28 protein-coding genes are annotated in these 26,396 nt (G+C 70.3%); 8 read left to right on the top strand and 20 right to left on the bottom strand.

All coding sequences use genetic code 11. The features are described from left to right. Nucleotides 1–30: 30 nt before the first annotated feature. The 11 genes from MRBLWH11_RS07630 to MRBLWH11_RS07580 all read right to left on the bottom strand — a co-directional run bounded on the left by MRBLWH11_RS07630 (nt 31) and on the right by MRBLWH11_RS07580 (nt 8,541). On the bottom strand, nt 31–1,353 hold the full coding sequence (locus MRBLWH11_RS07630) for a glutamate-1-semialdehyde 2,1-aminomutase (RefSeq protein ID WP_341947388.1): 1,323 nt from the start codon (nt 1,351–1,353) through the stop codon (nt 31–33). An 80-nt stretch (nt 1,354–1,433) separates the two neighbouring features. Then, the gene (locus MRBLWH11_RS07625; protein ID WP_341947387.1) at nt 1,434–1,766 is read right to left on the bottom strand and encodes a hypothetical protein; all 333 of its coding nucleotides are present in this window, start codon (nt 1,764–1,766) and stop codon (nt 1,434–1,436) included. 240 nt (nt 1,767–2,006) lie between these two features. Then, nucleotides 2,007–2,984 carry a porphobilinogen synthase gene (gene hemB / locus MRBLWH11_RS07620; RefSeq protein ID WP_341947386.1) on the bottom strand — a complete coding sequence of 326 codons (978 nt, stop codon included), beginning with the start codon at nt 2,982–2,984 and terminating at the stop codon, nt 2,007–2,009. Further along, entirely contained in the window at nt 2,981–3,775 is a 795-nt protein-coding gene (locus tag MRBLWH11_RS07615) for a uroporphyrinogen-III synthase (RefSeq protein ID WP_116633818.1), read from the bottom strand. The genes hemB and MRBLWH11_RS07615 overlap by 4 nt, the downstream gene beginning before the upstream one ends. Further along, on the bottom strand, nt 3,772–4,767 hold the full coding sequence (gene hemC, locus MRBLWH11_RS07610) for a hydroxymethylbilane synthase (RefSeq protein ID WP_116633817.1): 996 nt from the start codon (nt 4,765–4,767) through the stop codon (nt 3,772–3,774). The genes MRBLWH11_RS07615 and hemC overlap by 4 nt, the downstream gene beginning before the upstream one ends. Nucleotides 4,768–4,775: 8 nt before the next feature. Continuing rightward, on the bottom strand, nt 4,776–5,453 hold the full coding sequence (gene hemQ / locus MRBLWH11_RS07605) for a hydrogen peroxide-dependent heme synthase (RefSeq protein ID WP_282215750.1): 678 nt from the start codon (nt 5,451–5,453) through the stop codon (nt 4,776–4,778). A 45-nt stretch (nt 5,454–5,498) separates the two neighbouring features. Further along, complete coding sequence (locus MRBLWH11_RS07600; RefSeq protein WP_116633815.1) at nt 5,499–5,774, bottom strand: hypothetical protein; 276 nt, start codon at nt 5,772–5,774, stop codon at nt 5,499–5,501. Next, complete coding sequence (locus MRBLWH11_RS07595; protein ID WP_116633814.1) at nt 5,761–6,168, bottom strand: phage holin family protein; 408 nt, start codon at nt 6,166–6,168, stop codon at nt 5,761–5,763. Before MRBLWH11_RS07595 ends, MRBLWH11_RS07600 begins: the two co-directional genes overlap by 14 nt. 1 nt (nt 6,169) lies before the next feature. Then, complete coding sequence (locus MRBLWH11_RS07590; protein ID WP_116633813.1) at nt 6,170–6,571, bottom strand: hypothetical protein; 402 nt, start codon at nt 6,569–6,571, stop codon at nt 6,170–6,172. Between the two features lie 105 nt (nt 6,572–6,676). Beyond that, nucleotides 6,677–8,182 (bottom strand): FAD-dependent oxidoreductase, encoded by a 1,506-nt coding sequence (locus MRBLWH11_RS07585; RefSeq protein WP_341947384.1) that lies wholly within the window; start codon nt 8,180–8,182, stop codon nt 6,677–6,679. 26 nt (nt 8,183–8,208) lie between these two features. Further along, the gene (locus tag MRBLWH11_RS07580) at nt 8,209–8,541 is read right to left on the bottom strand and encodes a metalloregulator ArsR/SmtB family transcription factor (RefSeq protein ID WP_116633811.1); all 333 of its coding nucleotides are present in this window, start codon (nt 8,539–8,541) and stop codon (nt 8,209–8,211) included. Between the two features lie 67 nt (nt 8,542–8,608). Between MRBLWH11_RS07580 and MRBLWH11_RS07575 the strand changes: the two genes are divergently transcribed. Then, the gene (locus tag MRBLWH11_RS07575; RefSeq protein ID WP_341947383.1) at nt 8,609–9,532 is read left to right on the top strand and encodes an NAD(P)H-binding protein; all 924 of its coding nucleotides are present in this window, start codon (nt 8,609–8,611) and stop codon (nt 9,530–9,532) included. On the opposite strand, the gene hemE is transcribed toward MRBLWH11_RS07575, so the two are convergent. Next, complete coding sequence (gene hemE, locus MRBLWH11_RS07570; protein WP_116633809.1) at nt 9,490–10,515, bottom strand: uroporphyrinogen decarboxylase; 1,026 nt, start codon at nt 10,513–10,515, stop codon at nt 9,490–9,492. The genes MRBLWH11_RS07575 and hemE overlap by 43 nt on opposite strands. 72 nt (nt 10,516–10,587) lie before the next feature. Here hemE and MRBLWH11_RS07565 point away from each other — a divergent pair, with 72 nt between their 5' ends. The 4 genes from MRBLWH11_RS07565 to MRBLWH11_RS07550 are packed head-to-tail and all read left to right on the top strand — an operon-like array spanning nt 10,588 to nt 13,452. Beyond that, nucleotides 10,588–11,892, top strand: a complete 1,305-nt coding sequence (locus MRBLWH11_RS07565) for a glutamyl-tRNA reductase (RefSeq protein ID WP_341947382.1) — start codon at nt 10,588–10,590, stop codon at nt 11,890–11,892. A 27-nt stretch (nt 11,893–11,919) separates the two neighbouring features. Continuing rightward, nucleotides 11,920–12,513, top strand: coding sequence for an HhH-GPD-type base excision DNA repair protein (locus MRBLWH11_RS07560; protein WP_116633807.1), 594 nt, complete (start codon nt 11,920–11,922; stop codon nt 12,511–12,513). 1 nt (nt 12,514) lies between these two features. Further along, nucleotides 12,515–12,940 carry a DUF1801 domain-containing protein gene (locus tag MRBLWH11_RS07555; RefSeq protein ID WP_341947380.1) on the top strand — a complete coding sequence of 142 codons (426 nt, stop codon included), beginning with the start codon at nt 12,515–12,517 and terminating at the stop codon, nt 12,938–12,940. 11 nt (nt 12,941–12,951) lie between these two features. Further along, nucleotides 12,952–13,452, top strand: coding sequence for a GNAT family N-acetyltransferase (locus MRBLWH11_RS07550; RefSeq protein ID WP_341947378.1), 501 nt, complete (start codon nt 12,952–12,954; stop codon nt 13,450–13,452). A 33-nt stretch (nt 13,453–13,485) separates the two neighbouring features. On the opposite strand, the gene MRBLWH11_RS07545 is transcribed toward MRBLWH11_RS07550, so the two are convergent. Next, the gene (locus tag MRBLWH11_RS07545) at nt 13,486–14,637 is read right to left on the bottom strand and encodes an epoxide hydrolase family protein (RefSeq protein WP_341947377.1); all 1,152 of its coding nucleotides are present in this window, start codon (nt 14,635–14,637) and stop codon (nt 13,486–13,488) included. Nucleotides 14,638–14,706: 69 nt separating this feature from the next. On the opposite strand from MRBLWH11_RS07545, the gene MRBLWH11_RS07540 reads away from it, so the two are divergent. After that, nucleotides 14,707–15,672 carry a WYL domain-containing protein gene (locus MRBLWH11_RS07540; protein ID WP_341947376.1) on the top strand — a complete coding sequence of 322 codons (966 nt, stop codon included), beginning with the start codon at nt 14,707–14,709 and terminating at the stop codon, nt 15,670–15,672. 12 nt (nt 15,673–15,684) lie between these two features. Here MRBLWH11_RS07540 and MRBLWH11_RS07535 read toward each other — a convergent pair whose 3' ends face one another. Further along, entirely contained in the window at nt 15,685–16,167 is a 483-nt protein-coding gene (locus tag MRBLWH11_RS07535) for a hypothetical protein (protein ID WP_341947375.1), read from the bottom strand. 32 nt (nt 16,168–16,199) lie between these two features. Beyond that, a complete protein-coding gene (locus MRBLWH11_RS07530; RefSeq protein WP_341947373.1) occupies nt 16,200–17,585 on the bottom strand; it encodes a glycine--tRNA ligase in 1,386 nt (461 codons plus the stop codon). Nucleotides 17,586–17,690: 105 nt separating this feature from the next. Here MRBLWH11_RS07530 and MRBLWH11_RS07525 point away from each other — a divergent pair, with 105 nt between their 5' ends. Continuing rightward, entirely contained in the window at nt 17,691–19,160 is a 1,470-nt protein-coding gene (locus MRBLWH11_RS07525; protein ID WP_341947372.1) for a peptide MFS transporter, read from the top strand. Nucleotides 19,161–19,169: 9 nt separating this feature from the next. Here MRBLWH11_RS07525 and MRBLWH11_RS07520 read toward each other — a convergent pair whose 3' ends face one another. After that, nucleotides 19,170–19,859 carry a GNAT family N-acetyltransferase gene (locus tag MRBLWH11_RS07520; RefSeq protein WP_116633800.1) on the bottom strand — a complete coding sequence of 230 codons (690 nt, stop codon included), beginning with the start codon at nt 19,857–19,859 and terminating at the stop codon, nt 19,170–19,172. A gap of 48 nt (nt 19,860–19,907) precedes the next feature. Then, nucleotides 19,908–21,233, bottom strand: a complete 1,326-nt coding sequence (locus MRBLWH11_RS07515) for an alpha-hydroxy-acid oxidizing protein (protein ID WP_341947371.1) — start codon at nt 21,231–21,233, stop codon at nt 19,908–19,910. Between the two features lie 62 nt (nt 21,234–21,295). Between MRBLWH11_RS07515 and MRBLWH11_RS07510 the strand changes: the two genes are divergently transcribed. Further along, nucleotides 21,296–22,735 (top strand): MFS transporter, encoded by a 1,440-nt coding sequence (locus MRBLWH11_RS07510; RefSeq protein ID WP_341947370.1) that lies wholly within the window; start codon nt 21,296–21,298, stop codon nt 22,733–22,735. Nucleotides 22,736–22,759: 24 nt separating this feature from the next. Here MRBLWH11_RS07510 and MRBLWH11_RS07505 read toward each other — a convergent pair whose 3' ends face one another. The 3 genes from MRBLWH11_RS07505 to MRBLWH11_RS07495 form a co-directional block, all read right to left on the bottom strand. Continuing rightward, nucleotides 22,760–23,701 carry a serine hydrolase gene (locus tag MRBLWH11_RS07505; RefSeq protein WP_116633797.1) on the bottom strand — a complete coding sequence of 314 codons (942 nt, stop codon included), beginning with the start codon at nt 23,699–23,701 and terminating at the stop codon, nt 22,760–22,762. A gap of 113 nt (nt 23,702–23,814) precedes the next feature. Then, nucleotides 23,815–25,779, bottom strand: coding sequence for a M13-type metalloendopeptidase (locus MRBLWH11_RS07500; RefSeq protein WP_341947368.1), 1,965 nt, complete (start codon nt 25,777–25,779; stop codon nt 23,815–23,817). Between the two features lie 25 nt (nt 25,780–25,804). Continuing rightward, entirely contained in the window at nt 25,805–26,353 is a 549-nt protein-coding gene (locus tag MRBLWH11_RS07495) for a DUF1992 domain-containing protein (RefSeq protein ID WP_341947366.1), read from the bottom strand. Nucleotides 26,354–26,396 lie beyond the last annotated feature (43 nt).

Genomic DNA, 26,396 nt, shown 5'->3' with positions numbered 1-26,396 from the left:
GCCGGCGTGCCGGCGTGCTGGCGACCCCGACTAGGCCCGAGCGGATGCCGCGGCCGCGGCGGCGACCGGGAGCGCGGCTTCGATGAGCTCCAACTCCTCGTCGCCGTGCGCGGCCGTGAGGAACCAGGCCTCGAAGACGCTCGGCGGCAGTGCCACGCCCTGCTCGCGCATGGAGTGGAAGAACGGGGCGTAGCGGAACGACTCCTGCGCCTGCGCCTCGGCATAGTCCCGCGGGGCGGTCGCGCGGAACGACGCATTGAACAGGCTGCCCGCCGTGGCCACGGCGTGCGTGACCCCGGCATCCGAGAGCGCGGCGTCGAGAGCGGCCGCAAGACGGACGGATGCCGCGTCCACGGTCGCGTACACCTCGGGCGTCGCGAGGCGCAGAGTGGCCAGGCCCGCGGCGACCGAGAGCGGATTGCCCGAGAGCGTGCCCGCCTGGTAGACCGGCCCGAGCGGAGCGAGGAGATCCATGACCTCGGCGCGGCCACCGAGTGCGGCCAGCGGCATCCCTCCGCCGACGACCTTGCCGAAGGTGATGATGTCCGGCAGGTAGTCCTCGCCGGCGGCGGCCTGCAGACCCCAGTAGCCGGCCGGGTGCACACGGAATCCGGTGAGCACCTCGTCGAGGATCATCAGCGCGCCGTGAGCATGAGCGGTCTCCGCGATGAGGCGGTTGAACCCCGGGAGCGGAGCGACGACGCCCATGTTCGCCGCCGCGGCCTCGACGATGACGGCCGCGATGCGCGGGCCGTGCTCGGCGAACACAGCCGCCAAGGCCTCCGGGTCGTTGTACCCGATCACCAGCGTCTGGGCGGCGATCGGAGCCGGAACCCCGGCCGAACCGGGGAGCGCGAGCGTCGCGACACCCGAGCCCGCCTCGGCGAGCAGCCCGTCGGAGTGCCCGTGGTAGTTGCCTGCGAACTTCACCAGCAGATCGCGACCCGTGGCCCCGCGAGCCAGCCGGATCGCGGTCATGGTGGCCTCGGTACCCGTCGACACCAGCCGCACGCGTTCGACCGGACGGGTGTCGCCGAAGCGCACGCGGTCGGCGATCAGCGCAGCAAGCTCCACCTCGCCCTCGGTCGGAGCGCCGAACGACAGCCCGCGAGTGGCGGCCTCCTGCACGGCGGCGACGACCTCGGGGTGCGCGTGCCCGAGCAGCGCCGGCCCCCAGGAGGCGACGAGATCGACGTAGGCGCGACCTGCGGCATCCGTGACCCTGGCCCCGGCCGCCGACGCCAGGAAGCGCGGCGTGCCGCCGACCGAGCCGTACGCGCGCACGGGCGAGTTGACCCCACCGGGGATCACCGCGCGTGCAGCGGAGAACAGGTCGTCATTGCGGTCGGTCACGGAACACTCCTCAGGGATGCGCGGAGTCAGCCCGCGATCCCCTCCAGGCTATCCGGCCCACGAGCGTATCGACGCCGGAGTCAATCCGAGCAGACACCTTCTCGGTACTCCTCCAGCGGCACGGCGACCGACCGCCGGGTCGCCGCGTCCCATGAGACGACCTCGCCAGGAGCCAGTTGCGCGAGCGTCGATCCGTCGATCTGACTCTCAGACCGGAGATTCGCCTGCCCGGCGCTGAAGCCGAGGAACTCATCGTCACTGACGCCGCGTCCTCGGACGGCGTACTGGCTCCCGGACACGATCCCTTCATTCCAGTCGGTGAAGCGGATGCCGGTGACACCGGGCGCAGACAGGTGCCCCGACCAGGAGACCGCGCCGCCACGGTCGGGCTCGCCGGGAGGGCCGTACGTCACGTCGAGATGCGTGACTGCCCCGCGACACAGGACGACGACGGCCACAGCTGAGCCGTCAGGATGCCGCGCCAGCGTCACAGCGCCGATCACCGGTGGGGAACACGAGGTCAGCAACGCCAAGAGGGCGAGTACACCCAGCGGGTCAGCGCAGCGCCGCAATGTCCGCGATCCGCTCATCGCCCCAGTATCGGTCGCGTCCTCCCGATGCGCGCTGGTCGATGCCGAAACGTTGTGGTCGCCTCAGGCGCGCAGCCAGCGGGCGGCTTCGGTCGCCCAGTAGGTCAGAACAGCGTCGGCACCCGCACGGCGGATGGAGAGCAGCGATTCCAGCACCGCAGCGCGACGGTCGATCCATCCGTTCGCGGACGCGGCCTCGATCATCGCGTACTCGCCCGACACCTGGTATGCCCACACCGGAATATGGACGGTGTCACGCACCTCGCGCAGCACGTCGAGGAACGCCATCGCCGGCTTGACCATGACGATGTCCGCACCCTCGGCCTCGTCGACGACGGCCTCGCGCACGCCCTCGCGACGGTTGCCGGGATCGAGCTGGTACGTGCGACGGTCGCCCGTCAGCTGCGAGTCCACCGCCTCACGGAACGGTCCGTAGAACGCGCTCGCGTACTTCGCGGCGTAGGCCAGCAGCAGGGTGTCGGAGAAGCCCTCGGCGTCGAGCGCCGCACGGATCACGGCAACCTGGCCGTCCATCATCCCGGACAGGCCGAGCAGCTGCGATCCGGCCCGCGCCTGAGCGAGCGCCATCGACGCGTAGCGCTCCAGCGTCGCATCGTTGTCGACCGCACCGTCGGCGTCGAGGACACCGCAGTGCCCGTGATCGGTGAACTCGTCGAGGCAGAGATCCGTCTGCACGACGAGGGCATCGCCGACCTCGGCCGCCAGAGCCTCGGTCGCGACGTTCAGGATGCCCTGCGGGTCGTCGGCGCCAGAACCACGGGCATCGCGCACCGCGGGAACGCCGAACAGCATCACGCCGCCGACGCCCGCCTCCGCGGCTTCGACGGCTGCCGCTCGGAGAGAGTCGAGCGAATGCTGCGCCACACCCGGCATCGAGCCGATCGCCACGGGCTCCGAGAGGCCTTCGCGCACGAACAGGGGGAGCACGAGCTGACGCGGCTCCAGCGACGTCTCACGGACCAGATCGCGCACGGCGCGCGACTGACGCAGCCGCCTCAGGCGGACCTCGGGGAAGCTCACGGCGCGAACTCGTCGGCCGCGTGCGGAAGCGTGAAGTGCGAGACGGCATCGATGAGCGCGTCGACCGTCTGACGGTCGGCGACCACAGACACCGGCAGGCCGGCCTTCTGGGCATCGCGTGCGGTGCGCGGGCCGATCGCTGCGAGCAGCGTCTCGTCGGGGATCTCGGGGAACTGCTCGCGCACCTGTTCGGCGACCGAGCCGCTCGTCACGAGGATCGCGTTGATCCGGCCGTTCTCGACGTCCCGGCGGATCCGCTCCGTGACCGGGACCCCGACCGTGCGGTAGGCGACGACGCTCGCGACATCGTGTCCGGCGTTCGAGAGCAGAGTGCTGAGCACCGGCTTCGCGATCTCGCTGCGCAGGGCGAGGATGCGGCGGGGCTCCGTCTCGAGGGCGATCAGCTGCTCGGCCATCCCCTCGGCGGAGTTGTCCTGCGCCGGAACCAGGGTCACCTCGTAGCCGACAGCCTGCAGAGCCGCCGCCGTGGTCTCGCCGACCGCGGCGATCCTCGTCGTCCGGGGCACCACCGCGCGGTGGGCGAACAGCACGTCGACGGTCGTGGCGCTCGTGATCGTCAGCCAGTCGAAGGCGCCGGCTGCCAGCTGCTCCAACGCGACGTCGAGCGCCGCCTGGTCATTGGTCGGGGCGAAGTTGATGAGGGGGGCGACGACCGGCACCGCGCCCTGGGCGCGGAGGCTGGCGGCGACGCCGTCGCCCCACGGCCCGCCACGGGGCACGAGGATGCGCCAGCCGTACAGCGGTAGGTCCTGCTTCGAATCGGATGTCATAGGGATTGCTCTCGGGAAACGAGGCCAGCCGCCCCTTGATCGAGCAGCCGACGGGCAACAGTGAACCCGAGCTCGCGCGCTGCGTGCATCGGGTCTGCACCATCGGCAGCATCCGCTCCATTGCCACTGCCGTTCCGACGAATATACTCCCCGTTCAGGGCTTCCGTGACGTCGAGGCCGATCCGACGGCCCCCGTCGGGGGCGTAGACGACCGTCCTGACGCGGATCGCGGACCCTTCGACCACCGCATGAGCGGCCATCGGAGCCTGACATCCGGCATCCAGTCCCTCCAGCACGGCGCGCTCCACGGTGGTGGCGAGACGGGTCTCCTCGTCGTCCAGGGCAGCGAGTGCGGCAAGCAGCTCGGCCGGAGCATCCGTCCGCGTCTCGACGGCCAGCGATCCCTGCCCCGGTGCGGTCGGCCACTCGGCGAGGCCGAGCTCCTCCCGCCGGAGGCGCGACTCCGCGCCGAGCCGGGAGAGTCCCGCCGCGGCGAGGATCACCGCGTCCAGCTCGCCGGACGCGACCCGCGCGAGGCGGGAGTCGACGTTCCCGCGGATGTCGACGACCTCGGCGTACGGCGCCCGGCGATGCACCTGGGCGATCCGTCTCGGCGACCCCGTGCCGACGGTGCTACCCGACCGCAGTTCGTGCAGCGGGATCCCGAGGCGGGTGAGCACGACATCGCGCGCGTCCTCGCGCTTCGGCGTCGCCGCGATCATGAGGCCGTCGGGGATGGCGGTCGGCAGGTCCTTCAGCGAATGCACGAGGAAGTCGCACTCCCCCGCGAACAGCGCCTCGCGCAGACGCGTGGCGAAGATGCCCTGACCGCCGATCTCGGAGAGCGACGCACGGTTCGTGTCGCCCTCGCTCGTGATCGGGACGAGCTCGACCGGACGCCCGGAGACCTTCTCGAGGGCCGCGGCGACATGACCGGACTGCGCCTGCGCGAGCGCGCTGCGCCGGGTTCCCAGGCGGATCGGGGTGCTCATCGGGCGGCCTACTGCAGCACGTCCGCGATCTCGTCGAAGCGCAGACGGCGCCCCGTGTAGAAGGGCACCTCCTCCTTCACGTAGAGACGCGCGTCGGTGTAGCGGAGATCGCGCATGAGGTCGACGAGCTCCGTGACGTCATCGGCCTCGAGCGGCAGCAGCCACTCGTAGTCGCCCAGGGCGAACGCGGCGACCGTGTTCGCGATGACGCCCGTGAACGCAGCGCCCTTGCGACCGTGATCGGCGAGCATCTTGCGACGCTCCTCCTCGGGAGCCAGGTACCACTCGGGGGTGCGCACGAACGGGTACAGGCAGAGCCAGTCCTTCGGCTCGACGCCGCGGAGGAACCCCGGCACGTGTGCGCGGTTGAACTCGGCGTCGCGGTGCACGCCCATGACGTTCCAGACCGGGAGGAGGGAGCGCAGCAGCTCGGTGCGGCGCAGACGACGGAGCGCCTTCTGCAGCTCTTCGGCCGTCTCGCCGTGCAGCCACACCATGAGGTCGGCGTCGGCCTTCAGCCCCGAGACGTCGTAGAAGCCGCGTACGGTGACGCCGGAGTCCTCGACGTACGAGACGATCGTCTCGAGTTCGGTCGAGTCGGACTCCGTGACGGGGACGTCGGGATTGCGTCGCCACACGGCCCAGAGGGTGAATCCGGACGGGTTCTCTTCGAGCGCTTCGGACATGTCTCCAGTCTGCCCCCTTTGCGGAGGTGCCGCGAACGCGGGGTCTCAGCGAGAGATCGCGCGGGCGACGACCCAGACGAACCCGCCCACCGCCGCCGCGATCCCGATCACGGCCGCAGCCGCGCCGATCGGGTTGCGGTCGGCGAAGGAGCGCGCCTTCGCGATGCCGCGCGTCGACGCCTTCTCGATGCGCCGGGGGATGTTGCCCTTGACCTCGATGGCGGCGAGCGCCGCCTTCAGCTCGGCGCGCGCGGAGTCCCGCGGATCGACGATGCCGGCGGGAACGACGGTGCGCGGTACGAGCGACTCAGAATTCGTCATCGCCGGCCTCCTTCACGATTCGGATGTCCTCCGCGACCGCCTGGGCGGGATTCTGACGCCGGAGGACCTTGCGGAACTTCAGGATGCCGAGCAGCGCGAACAGCAGCACGGCGACGATCAGGATGCCGAGGACCGCCAGAGCCGAGAGCCACACCGGCCACCACGACGAGAGTCCGGCGATCGCGAAGACGAGGATGACCGGCACGGCCCAGAAGAGGAAGAACAGCGCGACGAGGAACCAGACGGAACCGATCCCGGCGTCCTTCGCGGTCTTCGAGATCCACGCCTTGGCCGAGTCGACCTCGGCTTTGACGAGATTCGTGACGAGTTCGGGCAGGTCGCCGAGCAGCGTCAGCAGACTGTCATCGGCGCGGTCCCGGTATCCGCGAGGCATCTCAGGCGCCGGGCTTCTTCGGAGCAGGCTTCTTCGTCGCCGGCTTCGCGGCGGAGGTGTTCGCCTTCGCCTTCACTTCGTCCACGGCGTCGTCGGCGGCCTCGGCCACCTCTTCCGCGGCCTCCTTGCCGGAGGCGATCACGGCGTCGAGCTTCTGCCCGGGGGTGCCGTTGCTCTTGACGGACTTGACGACCTTCACGGCCCCCGTCCAGAGCGCGCCGGGAACGGCCGCAGCCTTGTCACCGACGAAATCCTTGACCTTCTCGACCTGCTCCTGCACGGGGTCCAGGTGGTAGAGCTTCAGCCACTGCGTCTTGATCTGCTCATAGCGCTCGCGCCCGGCACGTGTGCCGAGGACGTAGCCGACGCCGAGTCCTACGACGAGTCCGATCTTCCCCTTCATGGGGTCTCCTCACGTTGTTCGAGTCCTGCGGGTCAGGTACTCAGCGTAACCCCGTATGCCGATTTCGGCATCTAGAGGGCCGAGGGGTTGACACATGGGGATTCATCAGTCCCACAACAGGGCTCGGCGCAGGCGATCCGCCTCGTCCTTCGCGTCCGGGATGACCTGTGCGAGGCCGGTGCCGGCGAGCCAGGCGCCCACGACCGCGACACCCGGAACGGCCTGCACGGCGGCGCGTGCGGCCGCGCGCCGCTCGCCCGAGCCGATGATCGACGCGGGCTGCGACTGCACATAGCGAGCCCGGTGCGCGGCGAGGAGGTTCGCGGGAGCGAGGGGCACGCCGAGGAGAGCGGATGCCTCGCGCAGTGCGAGCAGCGCGGCGTCGTCGTCATTCAGATCCGCGGTCGCCGCGGGTTCGCCCTGCGCGCCGAACGAGACGCGCACGATCTCCCGATCGCCGGCGGCATCGCGCAGCCAGCCCCACTTGGCGGTGGAGTGCGTGAGAGCCTTCGCGATGTGGCTGCCCGGCACGGTCAGGACTCCCGTTCCGCGCGGGGCGGCGCGCAGGCCCGACGCGTCGAGCAGCAGCGTCACGATCTCGATCTCCGGCGACGACGACGGCGCGGCGTCTGCGAGTGCGGGGGCCCCGGAGGTGAGGAGCGAGCGCGCGGCCTCCTCCGACGTGGCGACGATGACGGCATCCGCATCGAGCGAGAGCCCTTCCGTCGGCACCTCGTCCTCGGCGGCCTCCGCCTCGGCATCCGGCTCGATCTCGGCGTCGATCGTCCACGTCGCAGCTGCCCTGCGAAGACTCCGCACGCGCACGCCGGTGCGCACCTCGGCGCCGAGCCGCTCCAGGTCCTCCACCAGCGCATCGACGAGCACACCCATGCCTCCGGTCAGCCCCTCGACCGCGGCACCCGGAGCCTTCGCGGCACCGGCGGCGCCTTCGCGGAGCGCCTGCACGGCGCCGGAGAGGGAGCCGACCCGCGTGAGCGCGGCGTTGAGACCCGGGGCGGCGACGTCGACATCGACGTCGTCGGGCGACGCGGAGTAGACGCCGGTGGTCACGGGCGCGACGAGGCGGTCGCGGACCTTGGCGCCCATGCGCGACGCGACGAGCTTGCCGAGGCTGAGCTGGTGCCCGATCGTCAGCGGTGGGCGCACGCGATCGAGGTAGGCGCGCCACGCACCGGACCAGCCGATGACGCGACGCACGTCGTCCTGGAACGGATTCGCGGGGACGCCCAGGATGCCGCCGACGGGCAGCGGTGCCGCACCGACGCCGGGGATGCCGGCGAGCCAGGCGCTCCCGGCCTCGGGCGCGACGATGCGATCGGTCAGCCCGAGCTCCTGCAGCAGGGCGCGCACGTGACCGCCCCGAGTCGCGAAGCTCTCGGCCCCGGCATCCACCACGACGCCGCCGAGCTCGGCTCGACGGATCGCCCCGCCGACAGCATCCGCCTCTTCGAGCAGCGTGACGCGCATGCCGACCTTCGCGCACTCGCGCGCCGCGATCAGACCGCCGACGCCGCCGCCGATGACGACGACGTGCTTCTCTGCGGCGCGAGCGGCGAGGTCGGCGGGTTCACTCGAGGAGTCGACGGTCATGCCGTCAATTCTCGCATCGGCGCCGATCAGGCCTCGACGGGCGTCACGGTGCCGCGCCCTCGCTTGCGGACCTCGCGCAGCACGATCTGCTCGGGGCACACGGTGGAGAGGAAGTCGCCGACGGAGAGCGCCAGCCGCTCGCCGACGAGCGAGTAGAGGATGCGGTTGCCGTCGCGCCGCTCACTCACGAGCCCGGCCTGACGGAGCACGCTCAGGTGCCGGGAGATGGTCGGCCCGCTCGCCGAGAACCGCGAGGCGATCTCTCCGGCCGCGAGCTCGCCGGCCTTGAGATCCTGCAGGATCTGCCGCCGGGTGGGATGCGCCAGCGCTGCGAAGATGTCGGACGCGCTATCTGCCATGTTTGCAATATAGCATCTTCGCTAGATACTCTTTAGCTGCATAGCTAATAAGCGAAGGAGCGACATCATGAGAGTTGCGATCACCGGCGGCACCGGATTCGTCGGACGGCACCTGGCCGAGCGCCTTGACGACGCGGTCGTGATCTCCCGGCGCAGCGGAGTGGAGATCACCGACGTCGACGCCCTCGCCGCCGCCTTCGAGGGATGCGACACGGTGGCGCACTGCGCCGGCATCAACCGCGAGATCGGGGATCAGACGTTCCGGCGCGTGCACGTCGAGGGGACGAGGGCCGTCGTCGAGGCCGCGCGCCGTGCCGGTGTCCGGCGGATCGTGATGGTCAGCTTCCTGCGTGCACGCCCCGACTGCGGCTCCGGCTACCACGAGTCCAAGTGGGAGGCCGAGGAGATCGTGCGCGGTTCCGGCATCCCGCACACGATCCTCAAGTCCGGCATGATCTACGGCCCCGGCGACCACATGGTCGATCACGTCACGCGCGCCGTGCGGACCCTGCCCATGTTCTGGACCGTCGGCTACCGCGAGCGCACCGCCCGCCCCGTGCCGATCGACGACGCTGTCGATGTGCTGGTCGCGGCTCTCGAGGGGCGCATCCCCGACCCGACGGTCGCCGTGATGGGTGTCGACGAGGTGACGCTGGGCGAGGCCATCCGCCGCATCGCCCGGGTCGCCGGGCGTCGTCCCGCGTTCCTCCCCGTGCCCGTGTGGACCGTCCGGGTGCTCGCGCAGCTCACGGAATGGGCCATGGTCGTCCCGCTGGTCGCGAAGGCTCAGGCGCGGATGCTGGCCGAGGGAGTGAGCGAAGCCGCGCCGCCCGCGCCGGAGGTGCCCGTCGGCCTCCGGCCATCACGCCCGTTCAGCGACGAGCGCATCCGCGCTGCGCTCCCCGAGGGGCGTTTCGGGCTGTCCGATCTGCGGATCGCGCGCGGGCGTCAGCGCTGGCCGTGGACCAGTTCGACGATGCGCGTGAGCTGATCGGGGTCGGTCTCGGGCGGCACGCCGTGACCGAGGTTGAGGATGTGGCCGCGTGCGGCGCGACCGCGCTCGAGCACGTCGCGCACATGCGCCTCCAGCACCGACCAGGGCGCGGAGAGCAGCGCGGGATCGATGTTGCCCTGCACCGTGACATCCGGTCCGAGGATCGCGGCGGCCTCGTCGAGCGGCTGGCGCCAGTCGACGCCGACGCCGTCGGCCACACCGTCGAGGCGCATGTCGGCGAGGAACGGTCCGGTCCCCACGCCGAAGTGGATGGTCGGGATGCCGATGCCCTGCAGCGCCGCGTGCGAGTGCGGGGCGACGAACGCGCGGTAGTCGGCCGGGCTGAGCGAACCCGCCCAGCTGTCGAAGAGCTGCACGACGGATGCTCCGGCGTCGCGCTGCGTCTCGAGGAACCGGCGCGAGACCCGGGCGAGCCAGCCGGCGAGGCGGTTCCACGACTCCGGATCGGCGTGCATCATGGCCCGTGCGCGCAGGTGCTCCTTCGACGGCCCGCCCTCGACGAGGTAGGCGGCGAGCGTGAACGGCGCGCCGGCGAAGCCGATCAGCGGGGTGTCTCCGAGCTCGGCGGTGACGAGGCGGACGGCCTCGGCGATCGCGGTCCCGTCGAGCGACTCCGGATCGATGGCCGTGATCCGGTCGACATCGGATGCCGTGCGCACGGGGTTCGCGAACACCGGCCCGCGCCCGGGCTCGATCTCGACCTCGACACCCGCGAGACGCAGCGGGATCACGATGTCGCTGAAGAACACGGCAGCGTCGACGCCGTGCCGGCGGACGGGCTGCAGGGTGATCTCGGCCGCCAGGTCGGGCGTGAGGCAGGCGTCCAGCATCCGCGTGCCGACCCGCAGCTCGCGGTACTCGGGCAGCGACCGGCCGGCCTGACGCATGAACCACACCGGGGTGTGAGCGGGGCGGGAGCCTGCGAGGGCGCGCAGCAGCGGAGCGTCGGAGAGGGCCATGCCTCCATCCTCCCATCCGGTCGTTATGAGTCCGCGGAGACCCCGGGCCGTGCGCTCAGGTAGAATCGTCGGGTGCTGCTGTGTGTGACGGCGAGTCACAAGACCGCCTCCTTCGAATTGCTCGAACGCCTGAGCCGCACCCCCGACGACGTCGCCTCCACCCTCGTGGACATGACACCGTGCGTGCAGGGTGCGGTCGTTCTGGCGACCTGCAATCGTTTCGAGGCGTACGTCGAGATGGACGAGCCTGTCACGGCTGCCGGCGCGATCGGCGTCGAGGCCGTGCTCGAGGCGGTCGAGGCCACGACCGGTGTCGCAGCCGCCGAGTTCGACGGCGCCTATGCCGTGCACTCCGGTCGCCGCGTCGCCGAGCACCTGTTCTCCGTGGCATCCGGTCTCGAATCCGTGGTCTCCGGCGAGGGCGAGATCGCCGGCCAGGTGCGCCGCGCACTGAAGTCCGCACGCAAGGACGGCACCACCTCCCCCGAGCTCGAACGGCTGTTCCAGCGCGCGAGCCAGGCGCAGCGCAAGGTCAAGAACGTCACCGCCCTCGGCCGCGCCGGCCGCTCCCTCGTGCGCCTCGCCCTCGAGCTCGCCGACAGCCGCATCGCCGACTGGTCCGCTGAGCGCGTGCTGCTCGTCGGAACAGGCGCCTACGCCGCCGTCACCCTCGCCACGCTGCGCGAACGCGGCGCCGTCGACATCTCGGTGTACTCGCCTTCCGGCCGCGCCGAGGTGTTCGCCGCGAAGCACGGCATCCGCCCTATCTCCGCCGCCGAGTACGCCCGCACCGCCGCGCACTCGAGCCTGTTGATCACCTGCACGACCGCGACAGAGCCCGTGCTCGGCCCGGAGCATCTGCAGCACCCGGTCGGCGTCGCCGCCACGGGATGCCCCGTGGGCCCGCACACCCAGCTCGTCGTCGACCTCGGCATGCCGCGCAACGTCGACCCTGCCGTCGGCACTCTCGACGGCGTGGCACTGCTCGACCTCGAGACCATCCGTCTGCACGCCCCGCTCGAAGAGCTGCAGGCGACGGATGCCGCGCGCAGCGTGGTGCGCGAGGCCGCCGACACGTTCCACGTCGTCGGCGCCCGGCAGAGCGTCACCCCGTCGGTCGTCGCCCTGCGCACGCACATGTTCTCTCTCCTCGAGTCCGAGATCGCCCGCGCTCGCGCCCGCGGCGACGAGGACGGCCGTGTGGAGCAGGCGCTCCGCCACCTCACCGGCGTCCTCCTGCACACGCCGACCACGCGCGCGCACGAGTTGGCCGCCGCCGGGCGCGCGGACGACTTCGCCGCGGCGCTCGGCGCGCTCTACGGCATCGACCCCGTCGAGCCGGCCGCCGAGCAGGGGCCCGAGTCCTCGATCGCGTGACGCCGGACTCGGTGGGAGACTGGAGGCATGGCCCTTCACATCACCGGAGACACCGCCGCCGACGAGCTGCTGACCGATAACCCGCTGGCTCTGCTTGTCGGGATGCTGCTGGACCAGCAGGTCCCGATGGAGACCGCGTTCGCCGGTCCGCTCAAGATCGAGCAGCGCACCGGAGCGACGGATGCCGCCGCCATCGCCGGCATGGCACCGGACGAGTTCCTCGAGGCCTTCCAGCAGACTCCCGCCGTGCATCGTTTCCCCGGATCGATGGCGACGCGCGTGCAGACGCTGTGCCAGACGCTCGTCGACGACTGGGGCGGGGATGCCAGCGCACTCTGGACGCGCCCTTCGACGGGCTCAGGGACCCAGCCGTCTGGCGCCGAGGTCCTCAAGCGCCTCAAGTCCCTCCCCGGCTTCGGCGAGCAGAAGGCGAAGATCTTCCTGGCGCTGCTCGGCAAGCAGTACGGCTTCACCGGCGCGGGCTGGCGCGAGGCCGCCGGCGTCTACGGCGAGGAGGGCTCGTACCGCAGCGTCGCCGACATCGTCTCGCCCGAGTCGCTGACGAAGGTGCGCGAGCACAAGAAGGCGATGAAACTCGCGGCGAAGGAAGCGAAGGCCTGACATGGAGCCGACCGGGAACGACGTCGCCGGGCTCATCGCCCGCGCGACCCCCGCGATCCGCCGGCGCGATGCCGAGACGCTGACCGCGCTCATGCAGGAGATCTCGGGCCGCGAGCCGGCGACCTGGGGCACGATCATCGGCTTCGGCTCGTGCCACTACCGCTACCCGACCGGCACACAGGGCGACACCGGACTCCTCGGCTTCGCTCCGCGCAAGACATCCACGACGATCTACCTGCTCGACGGCACAGACGCCCACGCCGAGGCGCTCGCGCAGCTCGGGCCGCACACGACCGGTGTCAGCTGCGTCTACATCAAGGACCTCGAGCAGATCGACCTCGACGTGCTCCGCGGCATCCTCGAACGCTCGCTCGCGTGGGCGGAATCCGGCGGCACCGACGAGGTGCGGATCGAGGTCACGAGCTGAGCGCCGTCACGGTGCGCGAAGCCACCGGTGACGACTGGCCGCAGATCTGGACGATCGTCCGCGAGGTCATCCGCGAGCAGACGACCTTCGCCTACGACCCCGGCATGGGCGAGGCCGACGCACACCGCATGTGGATGCTGGGCGCTCCGGCGCGGACCGTCGTCGCGGTGTCCGGCGAGCGGGTGCTCGGCACGGCGAACATGTACCCCAATCGTCCGGGGCCGGGGTCGCATGTGGCATCCGCGAGCTTCATGGTGGACGTCGCCGCGAGGGGGCGTCGCGTGGGACGGACCCTCGTGGAGGACATGATCGGCTGGGCGCGGCGCGAGGGCTTCGCGGCAGTGCAGTTCAACGCGGTGGTCGAGACGAACGCGTCCGCCGTCCACCTGTACGAGGATCTCGGCTTCCGCACGATCGGCATCGCACCCGGTGCATTCCGGCATCCGATCGAAGGCGATGTGGGCCTGCGCATCATGTGGCTCGACCTGCACGACGAGACCCCGCCCGGCTGAGATCAGCGGGGCGGGGTCTCGGGGCGGTCGCGCTCAGCGCAGCCCGGCGAAGAACGCGCGGATGTCGCCGGCGACGAGATCCGGACGCTCGAGGGCCGCGAAGTGGCCGCCCTCGTCGAAGCGGCTCCAGTGCACGATGTTCGAGTTGTCGCGCTCGGCGAAGACCCGGATCGTCTGGAAGTCGTCCTTGAACACCGCGACCCCGGTCGGCGCGGCGTTGATCTGCGGCGCCGCGTCCTCCCCGCCGTCGGCGCGGGCGTTCTCCAGATAGCTGCGGCTCATGCCGGAGGCCGCGTTGGCGAACCAGTTCACACTGACCTCGAGCAGGATCTGCTCGAGCGTCACGAGCGAGGTGCCGTTGCCGAACGAGTTGAACAGCTCGCTGTAGGAGAGCAGCCCGATCGGGGAGTCGCTGATGCCCACCGAGACGGTCTGAGGCCGCGAGGAGTTCATCGTGTTGTACCCGCCGACGGACTGGAACCACTGCATGTGCTCCAGGCCGGCGTAGTCCTGCGGCTCCAGCCGCTCGAACTCGGACGGGTCGCCCGACGGGAACGAGAACAGCTGCAGCACGTGCAGGCCGAGGAATCCCTCGGGGTTGAGCAGCCCGAGCTCACGCGCGACCATCGCGCCGTTGTCGGAGCCGTGGATGCCGTAGCTGTCGTAGCCGAGGCCGCGCATCAGCTGGTCGTAGGCCGCGGCGACCTTCGCCGTGGTCCAGCCGGCGGAGGCCAGCGGCTGCGAGAAGCCGTAGCCGGGAGCATCCGGGATCACGACGTCGAAGGCGTCCTCGGCGCGGCCGCCGTGCGCCACCGGGTCGACGAGCCGGTCGATCACGTCGAGATAGTCGACGGCCGAGCCGGGGTACGTGTGGGCGAGCAGGAGCGGCGTCGCACCCTCGTGAGCGGAGCGGACGTGGATGAAGTGGATCGTCTGTCCGTCGATCTCGGTGGTGAAGTGCGGGACGGCGTTGATCCGCTCCTGGGCGGCGGCCCAGTCGAACGAGCGCCATGCTTCGATGGCCTCACGGAGGTAGGAGTTGGGGGTGCCGGCATCCCAGTCGTCGGTGGGAGAGGGCTGGGGCAGCCGGGTGCGGGCGAGACGATCCTGCAGATCGGCGATCTCGGCGGCGGAGACCGAGACGGTGAACGGGCGGATGCTGAGGGGAGCGGTTGTGTTGTTCATGTCTTCGACGATATTTCCTCATTAGGTAGGATATGTTCCTAATAAAAGAACTTCCTCGAAGGGATTCTCATGGCCGATCCCACCGCCCGGCTCCTGGCCCTCCTCTCGCTGCTGCAGACGGGCCCGGAGCGCTCCGGCCGAGACCTGGCCGAGCGCCTGGGAGTCTCCTCGCGCACGATCCGCCACGACGTCGATCGTCTGCGGGAACTCGGCTATCCGGTCGACGCGACACGCGGAGCCGTCGGCGGCTACCGCCTCGGCTCCGGCGGCAAGCTTCCCCCTCTTCTGCTCGACGACGAGGAGGCCGTGGCTGTCACGGTGGGGCTGCGCGCCGCGGCGGGCATCGCCGGCGTCGAGGAGTCCGGCGCGCGGGCCCTCGCCAAGCTCGAGCAGGTGCTGCCGTCGCACCTGCGCCCAGTGGTCGATGCACTGAAGACGACGATCGACCGTGCGCCCGAGAACAACGACACCGACGCACCCGACCCCGTGGTCGACGCGACCGTCCTGCGCGAGATCGCGGGCGCGATCCGCAACGAGGAGTGGCTGCGGTTCGATTACCAGGAAGCGCCCGTGCTGGTGGAGCCCTACCGACTGCTCACCTGGCATCGCCGGTGGTACCTGGTCGGACGAGACCCGCAGAGCGGCGGATGGCACACGTACCGCGTCGACTGGATGGAGCTGCGGATGCCGACGCGACGGCGCTTCGACCCGCAGCCGCTGCCCGGTGGTGACTACACCGCGTTCATGATGCGCACGATCGCCGAGAGCGGCTGGAACGTGCACGCGCGTCTGCTCATCGATGCGCCGACGCAGCAGGTGCTCGACCGCATCCATCCGGCGGTCGGCGCCGTCGAGCCGATCGACGAGGACCACTGCGTGCTGGTGACCGGCGCCGACAGCCTCGACACGGTCGCCGCCTACATCGGGATGCTGATGATGGACTTCACGGTGGAATCGCCCCCGGAGCTCATCCCCCGCCTGCAGGTGCTCTCGGAGCGCTATGCGCGGGCGGTCGCCGGGTCCCCGGCCTCCTGAGCCGGCATCCGCTCAGCGCAGCACTTCGACCAGCGCGACCCACGACACCACGATCGCGGACACGATCGCCAGCAGGCATCCGGCCGCGGCGAGATAGAGGCCCGCCGGATGCCCGATCAGGACGAGCACGCCGGCGACGAGGTAGGCGAGGAGCGGGAGGAAGCCCACGATGTACTTGAGCGGTCGCGCCCGGTCGGCGGGGTCGGGGTCGGTCGCGATGAGCCGCGTCGCGTGCACCTGGAAGATCGCCGCCAGGAGCGACGCGAAGACGGTCACCACTCCGAACCAGACGCGGTCGATCCCGGGCACGAGGCTGATCGCCGACACCGCGAGGGCGAGCACGAGCGCCGCGATCCCGGCCAGCAGCCGCGCCGTGAGCGTGCGCGACTTGATGATCTCGCCGATGTTCACGCTGGATGCGACGATCACGAGGCCGACCAGAGCGGCGGTGGCCCCGGCCATGGCCACGTTGAACTCGCTCCACTCCTCGATCATGCCGTCAGCATAGCGGCGGTGAGGCCGGGCGCTCAGGCGCCCTTGAGACGCTCCGCGAGGTAGGCGTGCAGGCCGTCGATCGAGACGCGCTCCTGCGCCATCGTGTCGCGGTCGCGCACGGTGACAGCACGGTCGTCGAGCGAGTCGAAGTCGACCGTGACGCAGAACGGGGTGCCGATCTCGTCCTGGCGACGGTAGCGCCGGCCGATCGCGCCGGCGTCGTCGAAGTCGACCGCCCAGGAGCTCCGGAGCGTGTCGGCGACCTCGCGGGCGAGGGGCGAGAGCCGCTCGTTGCGCGACAGCGGCAGCACTGCGGCCTTGACCGGGGCGAGACGCGGGTCGAGCTTCAGCACCGTGCGCACGTCGGAGCCGCCCTTGGCGTTCGGGACCTCCTCCTCGCGATACGCGTCGACGAGGAACGCCATCATGGCGCGGGTGAGACCGAACGACGGCTCGATCACGTAGGGGGTGTAGCGCTCGCCCGTGGCCTGGTCGAAGTACGTCAGGCTCTGGCCGGATGCCTCGCTGTGGCTCGACAGGTCGTAGTCGGTGCGGTTGGCGACGCCCATGAGCTCGCCCCACTCCTTGCCCGCGAAGCCGAACTTGTACTCGACGTCGATGGTGCCGGCGGAGTAGTGCGCGCGATCGTCTTCCGGCACGTCGAACTGACGCATGTTCTCGGGGTCGATGCCGAGATCGATGAACCAGTTCCAGCACGCCTCCACCCAGTGCTCGAACCACTGCGGCGCCTCGGCGGGCGGCGTGAAGAACTCGATCTCCATCTGCTCGAACTCGCGGGTGCGGAAGATGAAGTTACCCGGGGTGATCTCGTTGCGGAACGCCTTGCCGACCTGGCCGATGCCGAACGGCGGCTTCTTGCGGCTCGCGGTGAGCACGTTCGAGAAGTTCACGAAGATGCCCTGCGCCGTCTCGGGGCGCAGGTAGTAGAGGCCCGACTCGTCGTCGACGACGCCGAGGTACGTCTTCACCAGGCCGGAGAACGCCTTCGGCTCGGTGTACTGGCCCTTGGTGCCGCAGTTGGGGCAGGGGATGTCGGCGAGGCCGTTCTCGGCCTTGCGGCCCTTGCGCGCCTCGAAGTCCTCGATGAGGTTGTCGGCACGGAAGCGCTTGTGGCACTGCAGGCACTCGACCAGCGGGTCGGTGAAGGTCGCGACGTGACCCGATGCCTCCCACACGCGCTTGGGGAGGATGATCGAGGAGTCGAGGCCGACCATGTCGCCACGGCCGCGCACGAACGTCTGCCACCACTGCCGACGGATGTTCTCCTTGAGCTCGGTGCCGAGGGGGCCGTAGTCCCATGCCGAACGCGAACCGCCGTAGATCTCACCGGCCTGGAACACGAACCCGCGGTGGCGGGCGAGGGCGATGACCTTGTCGAGGCGGGACTGTTCGGCCATGGTGGCTCCAATGGTCGGAAGCGGGAGAACCCGTGAGCACGGGCACCCCCATTCTATCCGTCGCGAAACGGGGTCACTGAGCCTGCCGAAGGGTACCGTCGTGGGATGAGCACTGCGCAGCCGACCGGTCGGACCCGCGACGATGACACACGATTCTTCGGACAGCCGTGGTCGCTGGTCCACATCTTCGGCGTGGAGATGTGGGAGCGATTCAGCTTCTACGGCATGCAGGGGATCCTGCTCATCTACCTGTACTACTCGGCCACCCAGGGCGGGCTCGGGATCCCCGAGGCGGTGGCGGGCGGCATCGTCGGCGCCTACGGCGGATCCGTCTACCTCGCCACCATCCTCGGCGCCTGGCTCGCGGACCGACTGTTCGGGTCGGAGCGTGTCCTGTTCGTCAGCGCCATCGTGATCGTCGCGGGGCACATCGCGCTGGCCCTCATCCCCGGCGTGCTCGGCGTGGGCGTCGGTCTCGTCCTGGTCGCGCTCGGATCGGGTGGCCTCAAGGCGAACGCGACCTCGGTCGTCGGAACGCTCTACGCGCCGGACGACACCCGGCGCGACGCCGGCTTCTCGCTCTTCTACCTCGGGATCAACCTCGGCGGCTTCCTCGGCCCCATCCTGACCGGCATCCTGCAGTCGACCCTGGGCTTCCACTGGGGCTTCGGTCTGGCGGCTGTCGGAATGACCCTCGGCCTGGTGCAGTACTCGTTCGGCCGCCGATCCCTGCCCGCAGCCGCACGCGTGGTGCCGAACCCGCTGCCCTCGTCGCGCTACCGTCTGGTCGTCGTGATCGCGGTCACCGCCGTCGTGCTCATCGCGGTGCTCGTGCTGCTCGGAGTCATCCGCGCCGACAACCTCGCCCCCATCGTCATCGGCGTCACGGTCGTCGCAGCGATCGCCTACTTCACGGTGATCCTGCGCAGTCCCCGCATCGACGCGACCGAGCGGTCGCGCGTGTGGGGCTTCCTGCCGCTGTTCATCACCAGCGTCGCGTTCTGGTCGCTGTATCAGCAGCAGTTCACGGTGCTGACGATCTACTCCGACAAGCGCCTGGACCGCTCGCTCTTCGGCTGGGAGATGCCGGTCTCGTGGGTGCAGTCGATCAACCCGGTCTTCATCATCATCCTGTCGGGTGTCTTCGCCGCCCTCTGGACGAAACTCGGCAGACGCCAGCCCTCCACCCCGGTGAAGTTCGGACTCGCCGCGATCATCATGGGATCCGCGTTCCTGCTGTTCCTCCCGTTCGCAGGCGGAGGGGAGAACACCACGCCGGTGCTGGCGATCGTGGGCATCCTGTTCGTGTTCACCGTCGCCGAGCTGCTGCTGTCGCCCGTCGGGCTGTCGGCGAGCACGAAGCTCGCCCCGGCCGTGTTCCAGACGCAGATGGTGGCGCTGTTCTTCCTGTCGGTCGCGCTGGGCACCGCGATCTCGGGGCAGCTCGTGGCCTTCTACGACCCCGAGAACGAGGTGCCGTTCTTCTCGATCCTCGGCGCCATCGCGATCGTCGTCGGGATCGGACTGCTGCTCTCGGTCAAGCCCGTGCTGAAGCTCATGCGCGGGGTACGGTGACGGCCGGCGTCACTCCGTGAAGAGGTAGCCCCGCTCGACGTCGAACCCGGCGACCCGGAGGCCGCGTCCGAGGAGCTCCTCCATCTCGCCACGCAGGCGCATACGCCACTCGTGGGCGGCGTCGGGGTCGGAGACACGCAGCGACTCGATGTCGGCGGGGATCTCGAGGGTCTGGACGACCGTGTCGGATGCCGGGGGCTTCGCGATGTCGGCGAGAGCCCACTCGACGTCGAGCCGGTCGCTCTCGTCGCCGGCGTCTCCGCCGCCGAAGATGCCGTAGCGGTTCACCGAGTACCCGGTGGCCCTGGCGCCCAGCACCGAGAAGAAGAAGTGCGCGTTGCGCGCCACGAGCGGGTCGAACGTCCAGGTGATGCGGCCGACGTCGCGCGAGAACGCCCACTGGCGCTGGTGCTCCTTGAGCTCGCGGCCCCACCCGCGGCCGCGGTACTCGGGCAGCAGCGCGGTGATGTGCGAGTGCATCGCACGGCGTGCCGGCTCTCCGAAGAACGCGATCGACGCGCCGACCATGCGCTCGTCGTCGCCCTCGCCGTCGAAGAAGCCGACGACGTAGTTGCCCGATTGCTGCAGGGCGCGCAGAGTGCCGGCATCCACGACGCGCTGCGGACCCCTGATGGAGTCGAGCAGACCCTGCGCGTCGAGGATGAGTTCAACGGTGTCGAGATCGCGGATGGTTCGCACGAACCCAGTCTGCCCCTCCTCGGCCGGTTCGAGGAATCGGCATCCGGATCAGACGGCGCGCAGGGCGTCCCGATCCAGCTGCGACACCGACGTCAGGCCCGCCAGGCCGACGGTGATGTCGAGCTCGGCGAGCACGTTGCGGATCACCTCGCGCACCCCCGCCTCCCCCGCGATGCCGAGACCGTACGCGTAGGGACGCCCGAGCGCCACGACGGTGGCGCCCAGAGCCAGGGCGATCGCGGCATCCGCTCCTCCGCGCACGCCGGAGTCGAACACGATCGGCACCCGGCCGGCCACGCGGTCGGCGATCTCGGGCAGCACGGCGAGCGTGGGCACGGACTGGTCGATCTGGCGGCCGCCGTGGTTGGAGATCCAGATCCCGTCCATCCCGGCGTCCAGGGCGCTCTGCGCATCGTCGGGGTGCACGATCCCCTTGAGGATGATCGGCAGGGTCGTCCACTCCCGAGCCTTGGCGAGGTCGCCCCAGGTCAGCGCCGGGGTGGAGAACACATCGAGGAACGTCTCGACCGCGGCCCTCGGCAGGGGTGAGCGCAGGTTGTCGCGCAGCGAGCCGCCTCCTGTGAGAGGCGCGCCCTTCCTCGCGATCGTCAGTGCCGCCCGGACGGCCTGGGGCGTGACCTTCACGGCCGCGGCATCCGTCTTCGGAGCGCTCACCCGTTCGCGCACGAGCTGCTGGAAGACCGGATCGCTCATGTACTGCGCGATGCCCATGCCCCGAGTGAACGGCAGATACGCCAGATCGAGATCCCGCGTCCGCCAGCCCAGCAGATGAGTGTCGAGCGTGACGACGATCGCCTCGCAGCCGGACGCCTCGGCGCGGGCGAGCAGCGAGCGGTTCAGGTCGTCCGATGCCGACCAGTAGAGCTGGAACAGGCGGGACCCCTGCGGCGCGGCATCCGCCACCTGCTCCATCGGGAACGACGCCTGGTTCGAGAGCGTGTACGGCACGCCGACGGATGCCGCGGCTCTGGCCACCGCGAGGTCGGCATCCGCGTGCGCCATCTCCATCACCCCGAGCGGAGCGAGCAGCAGCGGAGTCGGACGGCGCGTGCCGAGGAAGTCGACGCCGAGGTCGCGCACGGAGACATCGCGCAGCGGACGCGGCCACACCTGCCAGCGCCCGAACGCCGCGCGGTTGGCCGCCACGGTTCGCTCGGCGCCCGCACCTCCGGCGATGTAGGCGAACGCCTCGGCGCTCAGCGCCTTGCGCGCCGCCGCCTTCAGCCCCGCGGAGTCGATCGGCACCGCGGGCTTCGTCCCGCTGATGCCGGCGCGGTAGATGTCGGACTGGGTGCGCCGGGAGATGCCGCGACTGGCGGCCGGATCGTCCGGAGCGACGCTGCTCGTGACCATGTCCACATGTTAGTCAGAGCCGTTCGACCCTCGGGTGTCGGGAGCGCCGATAGCCTTGGTCGGTGGGTGCGAACGAGGACAAGGCCAGGAGACGTCTCTCGAGAACCCCGCCGAAATGGGCGATCGTCGCGGTCCTCGCCTTCGCGGGGCTGTGCTCGTCGTTCATGTTCACGCTGGTGGTGCCGCTGCAGGCGGAGCTCCCGCAGCTCCTGAACGCCTCACGCGAGGACACCACCTGGGTCGTCACGATCACACTGCTCGTGGCCGCCGTCGCCACCCCGATCTCCGGACGCCTGGGCGACATGTACGGCAAGCGCCGCGTCGTGATCGTGTTGCTGGCGCTCCTCGTCGCCGGTTCCCTCATCGCCGCACTCTCCGGATCGATCGTGGGCGTCATCATCGGCCGCGCCCTGCAGGGTGCCGTCACGGGTGTCGTCCCGCTCGGCATCGCGATCATGCGCGACGTCCTGCCACCCGAGCGCCTGGGAACCGCTGTCGCCCTGATGAGCGCCACCATGGGCGTGGGCGGAGCGATCGGACTCCCGGTCGCCGCTCTTCTCGCCGAGCACGCCGACTGGCACATGCTCTTCTGGCTCGCCGCCGCGCTCGGAGCCGTCGGCCTCGCGCTCGTGCTGCTGGTCGTGCCGGAAGACGTCCTGCGCTCCCCCGGCCGCCTCGACGTGATCGGCGCGATCGGGCTCGCGATCGGGCTCACCGGCATCCTGCTCTTCGTGTCCCGAGGTGCGGAGTGGGGCTGGACGGCGCCCCTCACGCTCACGAGCATCATCGGCGGCGTCATCGTGCTGCTCGTCTGGGGCTGGTACCAGCTGCGCACGAAAGACCCGCTGCTCGACCTGCGCGTCGCCGCGCGTCCCGCCGTGCTCTTCACGAACATCGCCGCGATCGGCATGGGCTTCGCCCTGTTCGGATCCAACATCACGTTCCCGCAGCTGCTCGAGATGCCCGTCGCGAGCTCGGGGTTCGGCCTCGACATGGTCGGCGCCGCGCTCGTCGTCATGCCGGCCGGACTGGTGATGATGGTCATCTCACCGCTGTCCGGACGGCTCGAGCGCACCGTCGGCCCACGCCCGCTCTTCACCATCGGCGCTGCCGCGATCGTGCTCGCCTATCTGTTCGTGCTGCTGTGGTCGAGCGAGGTGTGGCACATCCTCGCCGCGAACATCCTCATCGGCGTGGGCATCGGTTTCACCTTCGCGGCCATGCCGATGATCATCATGCGCTCCGTCCCGGCGAACGAGACCGGAGCATCCAACGGCCTGAACGCCCTGTTCCGCTCGGTCGGCACGTCCAGCGCCTCCGCCGTCATGGGCGGGATCCTCGCGGCGATGAGCACCGACGCCGGCGGCGTGGCGATGCCGACGCGCGCCGCGTTCGACGTGTGCTTCTGGCTGGCGATCGCCGCGGGCATCGTCGCCGTCGTGCTGTCGCTGTTCATCCCCCGCCAGCGCAGCGCCGAGCAGCATCCGTCGCTGCCGGGCTGACGCTTCGGCCGAGAGCGACGGCGCTCAGTGCGTGTACTCCATGAGCTCGACACCGAGCACGCGGAACGCGTCGTGCGCGCGCAGACGGTGGGTGATCGAGAGGTCGTCGAAGCAGACGATGAGCGAGTAGGCGATGCCGGCGCGGGGCCCGGCGAGCACGCCGGCCTCGGCACGCACGCCGCGATCGCGGCCCGTCTTGTTGATGAAGAGCAGCCCGTGGGCGTCGTGATCGTGCGAGAACGGATCGAGACCCGTGGATGCCGCCACCAGGCTCAGATCCTGATTGAGGCTGAGCCACTCCGACACCTGGGCGCTGACCGCGGCGTCGACGACCTGCGAGTTCACGAGCGCCGAGAAGAGGCCGGCGAGCTCGCGGGCCGATCCCACCGCGACCTGCGGTGCGTCGTCGGGACCGCGCTGGTCGCGGAAGCGGTCGAGCAGTGCTGTGCGACGCAGCCCGAGCGACTCGATGCGCTCGCGCACTCGATCGTGCCCGACCCGCTGCAGCAGAGCGTTCACCGCGATCGGGTCACCGGCGGTGGCAGCCAGCACCGCGAGATCTTCGAGCGGCAGCGCGGGGGCATGCAGGTTCCGCCACAGCCCCGAGGTCTCCACCGCCTCCACGACCGTGCGGTCGACGATCTCCAGGGGATCCAGCGTGCCGTTCTCGAAACCCGCCGCCACCTCGATCAGCAGCGGCACGACGCCGAGCCCCGCGACCGGCATCGTGACGTGGTCATCGCCCGAGAGCACGTGCACGTGGCTGTCGAGGTCGACGACGTGCACGGAGACCTGCGCACCGGCGTCCGCCAGCTCCTCCAGCGACCGCAGGGTCGAGGTGAACGACCGGCGTCCGACGGCGGCTCGTCGCGGGAGGCGCCTGCTGGCGCGCTGCGACCGGCGTCCGCCGGCAGAGGCCGGGGCCTGCGAGTTGCGGAACCCTTCGAAAGGCTCGGGAGCGCCCACGCGTGATCCTTAGGGGGGATGGGGATTGCGGGATACCGAGAGGATGCGCTCCCCAGCGGCAGGGATATCGTAACCCCGCCGCCGGGGAGATCGTCACAGAGTGCGGTGATCGGTCACCAGATGGTCACCCGGGACTCCTGCGGCAGCCACAGCGCATCGTCCTCGCTCACGTCGAACGCGGCGTAGAAGGCGTCGATGTTGCGCACGATCTGGTTGCAGCGGAACTCGTTCGGCGAGTGCGGGTCGATCGTGAGGAGCCGCAGGGTCTCGGCGTCGCGGCTCTTCTGCTGCCAGACCTGGGCCCACGAGAGCAGCAGGCGCTGGACTCCCGTGTAGCCGTCGATGACAGGATCCGCGGCGCCGGCGAGCGACAGCTCGTAGGCCTTCAGCGCGATGCCCAGGCCGCCGAGGTCGCCGATGTTCTCGCCGATCGTCAGGGCGCCGTTGACGTGATGCTCCGCGTCCAGCCCTTCGGGGACGAGCTCGTCGTACTGCGCGATGAGTGCCTTGGTGCGCTCCTCGAAGGCGGCGCGATCGGCGTCGGTCCACCAGTCCTGGAGCCGGCCGTCTCCGTCGTAGCGGCTGCCCTGATCGTCGAATCCGTGGCCGATCTCGTGGCCGATGACCGCGCCGATGCCGCCGTAGTTCGCGGCGGCGTCTCGTGCGGCGTCGAAGAACGGGTACTGCAGGATCGCCGCGGGGAACACGATCTCGTTCATCGACGGGTTGTAGTAGGCGTTCACCATCTGCGGCGGCATGTGCCACTCGTCGCGGTCGATCGGCTTGCCGACCTTGTCGACGTGGCGGTCGTGCTCGACGATCGCGGCACGGCGGATGTTGCCGAACAGGTCGGCCCGGTCGATCGTGAGGCTCGAGTAATCGCGCCACACGGTCGGGTGGCCGATCTTGGGGGTGAAGGAGTCGAGCTTGGCCAGCGCGCGCTCGCGCGTCTCGGCCGTCATCCACTCGAGGTCCGTGATGCTCCGGCGGTACGCCTCGATGAGGTTCGCGACGAGCTCGTCCATCGCCGCCTTCGCCGTCGGCGGGTAGTGGCGCTCGACGTAGACCTTGCCGATCGCCTCGCTCAGCGCGCCCTCGGTCACCGACACACCGCGCTTCCAGCGCTCGCGGATCGTCGGGACGCCGGTGAGCTCGGTCCCGTAGAACGAGAAGTTCTCCTGCACGAAGTCGTCGGTCAGGTACGGCGCCGCCGCGTGCACGACCTGCGCGCGCAGCCAGGCCTTCCAGTCGTCGAGGCGCTCGGCGGTGAGAAGCGCGCCGAGGCCCTCGAGGAAGCTCGGCTGCGAGACGACGGCCTCGTCGAAAGCACGCGGGTTCGACGGGGCGACCGCTTCGCGCCAGGGGGCGAGGTCCACGCCGGCGAGCTCCTGGATCTCGGTCCAGTTCCTCAGGTTGTAGGTCGCGACCGCGTCGCGGCTCTTCACGTTGTCCCAGTGGTGGCCGGCCAGCTCGGTCTCGAGCGTGATCGCCCGGTCGGCCTGGGCGGCGGCATCCGCGATTCCGGCGAGCGCGAGCAGACGCTCGAGGTGCGCGCGGTACTTGGCCCTCGTCTCCTCGAACGTGTCGAGCCGGAAGTAGCTCTCGTCGGGCAGCGAGAGCCCCGACTGCACGATGACCGGCACGTAGCGCTCCGGGTCGCCCGGGTCGCCGTCGACGTAGAACCCGATCAGGTGCGCGCGGCCGTCGCGGTCATAGGCGCCGACCGTGCGCAGGAACGACGGGATGCTGTCGATCGCGTCGATCTCGGCCAGGGTGTCGGCGAGCGGAGCGGTGCCGGCCGCTTCGATGCGCGCGGTGTCCATGAAGCTCGCGAACAGGTCGCCGATCTTGCGGGCGAGGGTGCTGTCCTCGGCATCCTGCGACTCCTCGATGATCGTCCTGACGTCTTTCTCGGCCTGCTCCGCGAGCAGGTGGAACGAGCCCCAGCGCGCCTTGTCGCCCGGGATCTCGGTGCGAGCGAGCCAGGCGCCGTTCACGTGGCGGTACAGGTCGTCCTGCGGGCGGATGTCGGAGCTGAACTCATCAAGGGCGAGGCCCACGGGAAGAACGTCAGTCATGCGAACAGCCTATGACGCGCCTCCGTCATTCGGTCTTGCGGATCCCCCAGCGACGGCGGCGACGCTCCGGCTCGGGAGCGGATGCCGCGGGCCGGGCCGCACGGCGCTCGCGCCAGGCTGCCACGGAGGCCTCGACGTCCCTGGTCGCGGTGACCACCGGGGGCCCGCCCTGGAGCTGACGACGCGCCTCGATCACGCGCCGGTTGAAGTCGGCCAGCACATCGCGCACGTCGGACTCCCGTCCGAGGAGGTCGAGCTGATCGTCGAGCTCGCGGTCCTCGTTGCGCAGCAGGATGGCGGGCGGGCCGAGCCCGGTGAGGTTCTCGGTCTCGATCTTGCGGCGGATCCACCAGTCCGGATCGTGGTGCGTGCCCAGACCCTCCAGCGGCTTGCCCGCACCGGGCAGGTCGTCGAACTCGCCACGCCGGATCGCCACCTGGATCGCTGTCTCGATGAAGGCCGCCCGATCGACGGCGGCCGCGACGCCCGGGGCGATGCCCTCCTCGTCGTCGCCTGTCGAGCCCTGCTGCTGCCGCGCCCGATATCGCGCAGCGCTCTCCCGTGGATCCGTCATGATGCACCTCCGCAGCATCCGAGTTCCCTCCCCACCCTAAGCT

Origin of the sequence: Microbacterium sp. LWH11-1.2 (assembly GCF_038397745.1) — a bacterium.
Classification (GTDB): Bacteria; Actinomycetota; Actinomycetes; order Actinomycetales; family Microbacteriaceae; genus Microbacterium.
Note: the sequence above shows the minus strand (reverse complement) of the source record. Positions and strands in the feature narration are given on the sequence as shown.

What these genes read in the sequence shown, in the direction of transcription:
- MRBLWH11_RS07615 (WP_116633818.1), bottom strand. Translation starts at nt 3,775, where the DNA reads ATGACATCCGATTCGAAGCAGGACCTACCGCTGTACGGCTGGCGCATC.
- hemC (WP_116633817.1), bottom strand. Translation starts at nt 4,767, where the DNA reads ATGAGCACCCCGATCCGCCTGGGAACCCGGCGCAGCGCGCTCGCGCAG.
- hemQ (WP_282215750.1), bottom strand. Translation starts at nt 5,453, where the DNA reads ATGTCCGAAGCGCTCGAAGAGAACCCGTCCGGATTCACCCTCTGGGCC.
- MRBLWH11_RS07600 (WP_116633815.1), bottom strand. Translation starts at nt 5,774, where the DNA reads ATGACGAATTCTGAGTCGCTCGTACCGCGCACCGTCGTTCCCGCCGGC.
- MRBLWH11_RS07595 (WP_116633814.1), bottom strand. Translation starts at nt 6,168, where the DNA reads ATGCCTCGCGGATACCGGGACCGCGCCGATGACAGTCTGCTGACGCTG.
- MRBLWH11_RS07590 (WP_116633813.1), bottom strand. Translation starts at nt 6,571, where the DNA reads ATGAAGGGGAAGATCGGACTCGTCGTAGGACTCGGCGTCGGCTACGTC.
- MRBLWH11_RS07585 (WP_341947384.1), bottom strand. Translation starts at nt 8,182, where the DNA reads ATGACCGTCGACTCCTCGAGTGAACCCGCCGACCTCGCCGCTCGCGCC.
- MRBLWH11_RS07580 (WP_116633811.1), bottom strand. Translation starts at nt 8,541, where the DNA reads ATGGCAGATAGCGCGTCCGACATCTTCGCAGCGCTGGCGCATCCCACC.
- MRBLWH11_RS07575 (WP_341947383.1), top strand. Translation starts at nt 8,609, where the DNA reads ATGAGAGTTGCGATCACCGGCGGCACCGGATTCGTCGGACGGCACCTG.
- hemE (WP_116633809.1), bottom strand. Translation starts at nt 10,515, where the DNA reads ATGGCCCTCTCCGACGCTCCGCTGCTGCGCGCCCTCGCAGGCTCCCGC.
- MRBLWH11_RS07560 (WP_116633807.1), top strand. Translation starts at nt 11,920, where the DNA reads ATGGCCCTTCACATCACCGGAGACACCGCCGCCGACGAGCTGCTGACC.
- MRBLWH11_RS07555 (WP_341947380.1), top strand. Translation starts at nt 12,515, where the DNA reads ATGGAGCCGACCGGGAACGACGTCGCCGGGCTCATCGCCCGCGCGACC.
- MRBLWH11_RS07545 (WP_341947377.1), bottom strand. Translation starts at nt 14,637, where the DNA reads ATGAACAACACAACCGCTCCCCTCAGCATCCGCCCGTTCACCGTCTCG.
- MRBLWH11_RS07540 (WP_341947376.1), top strand. Translation starts at nt 14,707, where the DNA reads ATGGCCGATCCCACCGCCCGGCTCCTGGCCCTCCTCTCGCTGCTGCAG.
- MRBLWH11_RS07535 (WP_341947375.1), bottom strand. Translation starts at nt 16,167, where the DNA reads ATGATCGAGGAGTGGAGCGAGTTCAACGTGGCCATGGCCGGGGCCACC.
- MRBLWH11_RS07530 (WP_341947373.1), bottom strand. Translation starts at nt 17,585, where the DNA reads ATGGCCGAACAGTCCCGCCTCGACAAGGTCATCGCCCTCGCCCGCCAC.
- MRBLWH11_RS07525 (WP_341947372.1), top strand. Translation starts at nt 17,691, where the DNA reads ATGAGCACTGCGCAGCCGACCGGTCGGACCCGCGACGATGACACACGA.
- MRBLWH11_RS07515 (WP_341947371.1), bottom strand. Translation starts at nt 21,233, where the DNA reads ATGGTCACGAGCAGCGTCGCTCCGGACGATCCGGCCGCCAGTCGCGGC.
- MRBLWH11_RS07500 (WP_341947368.1), bottom strand. Translation starts at nt 25,779, where the DNA reads ATGACTGACGTTCTTCCCGTGGGCCTCGCCCTTGATGAGTTCAGCTCC.
- MRBLWH11_RS07495 (WP_341947366.1), bottom strand. Translation starts at nt 26,353, where the DNA reads ATGACGGATCCACGGGAGAGCGCTGCGCGATATCGGGCGCGGCAGCAG.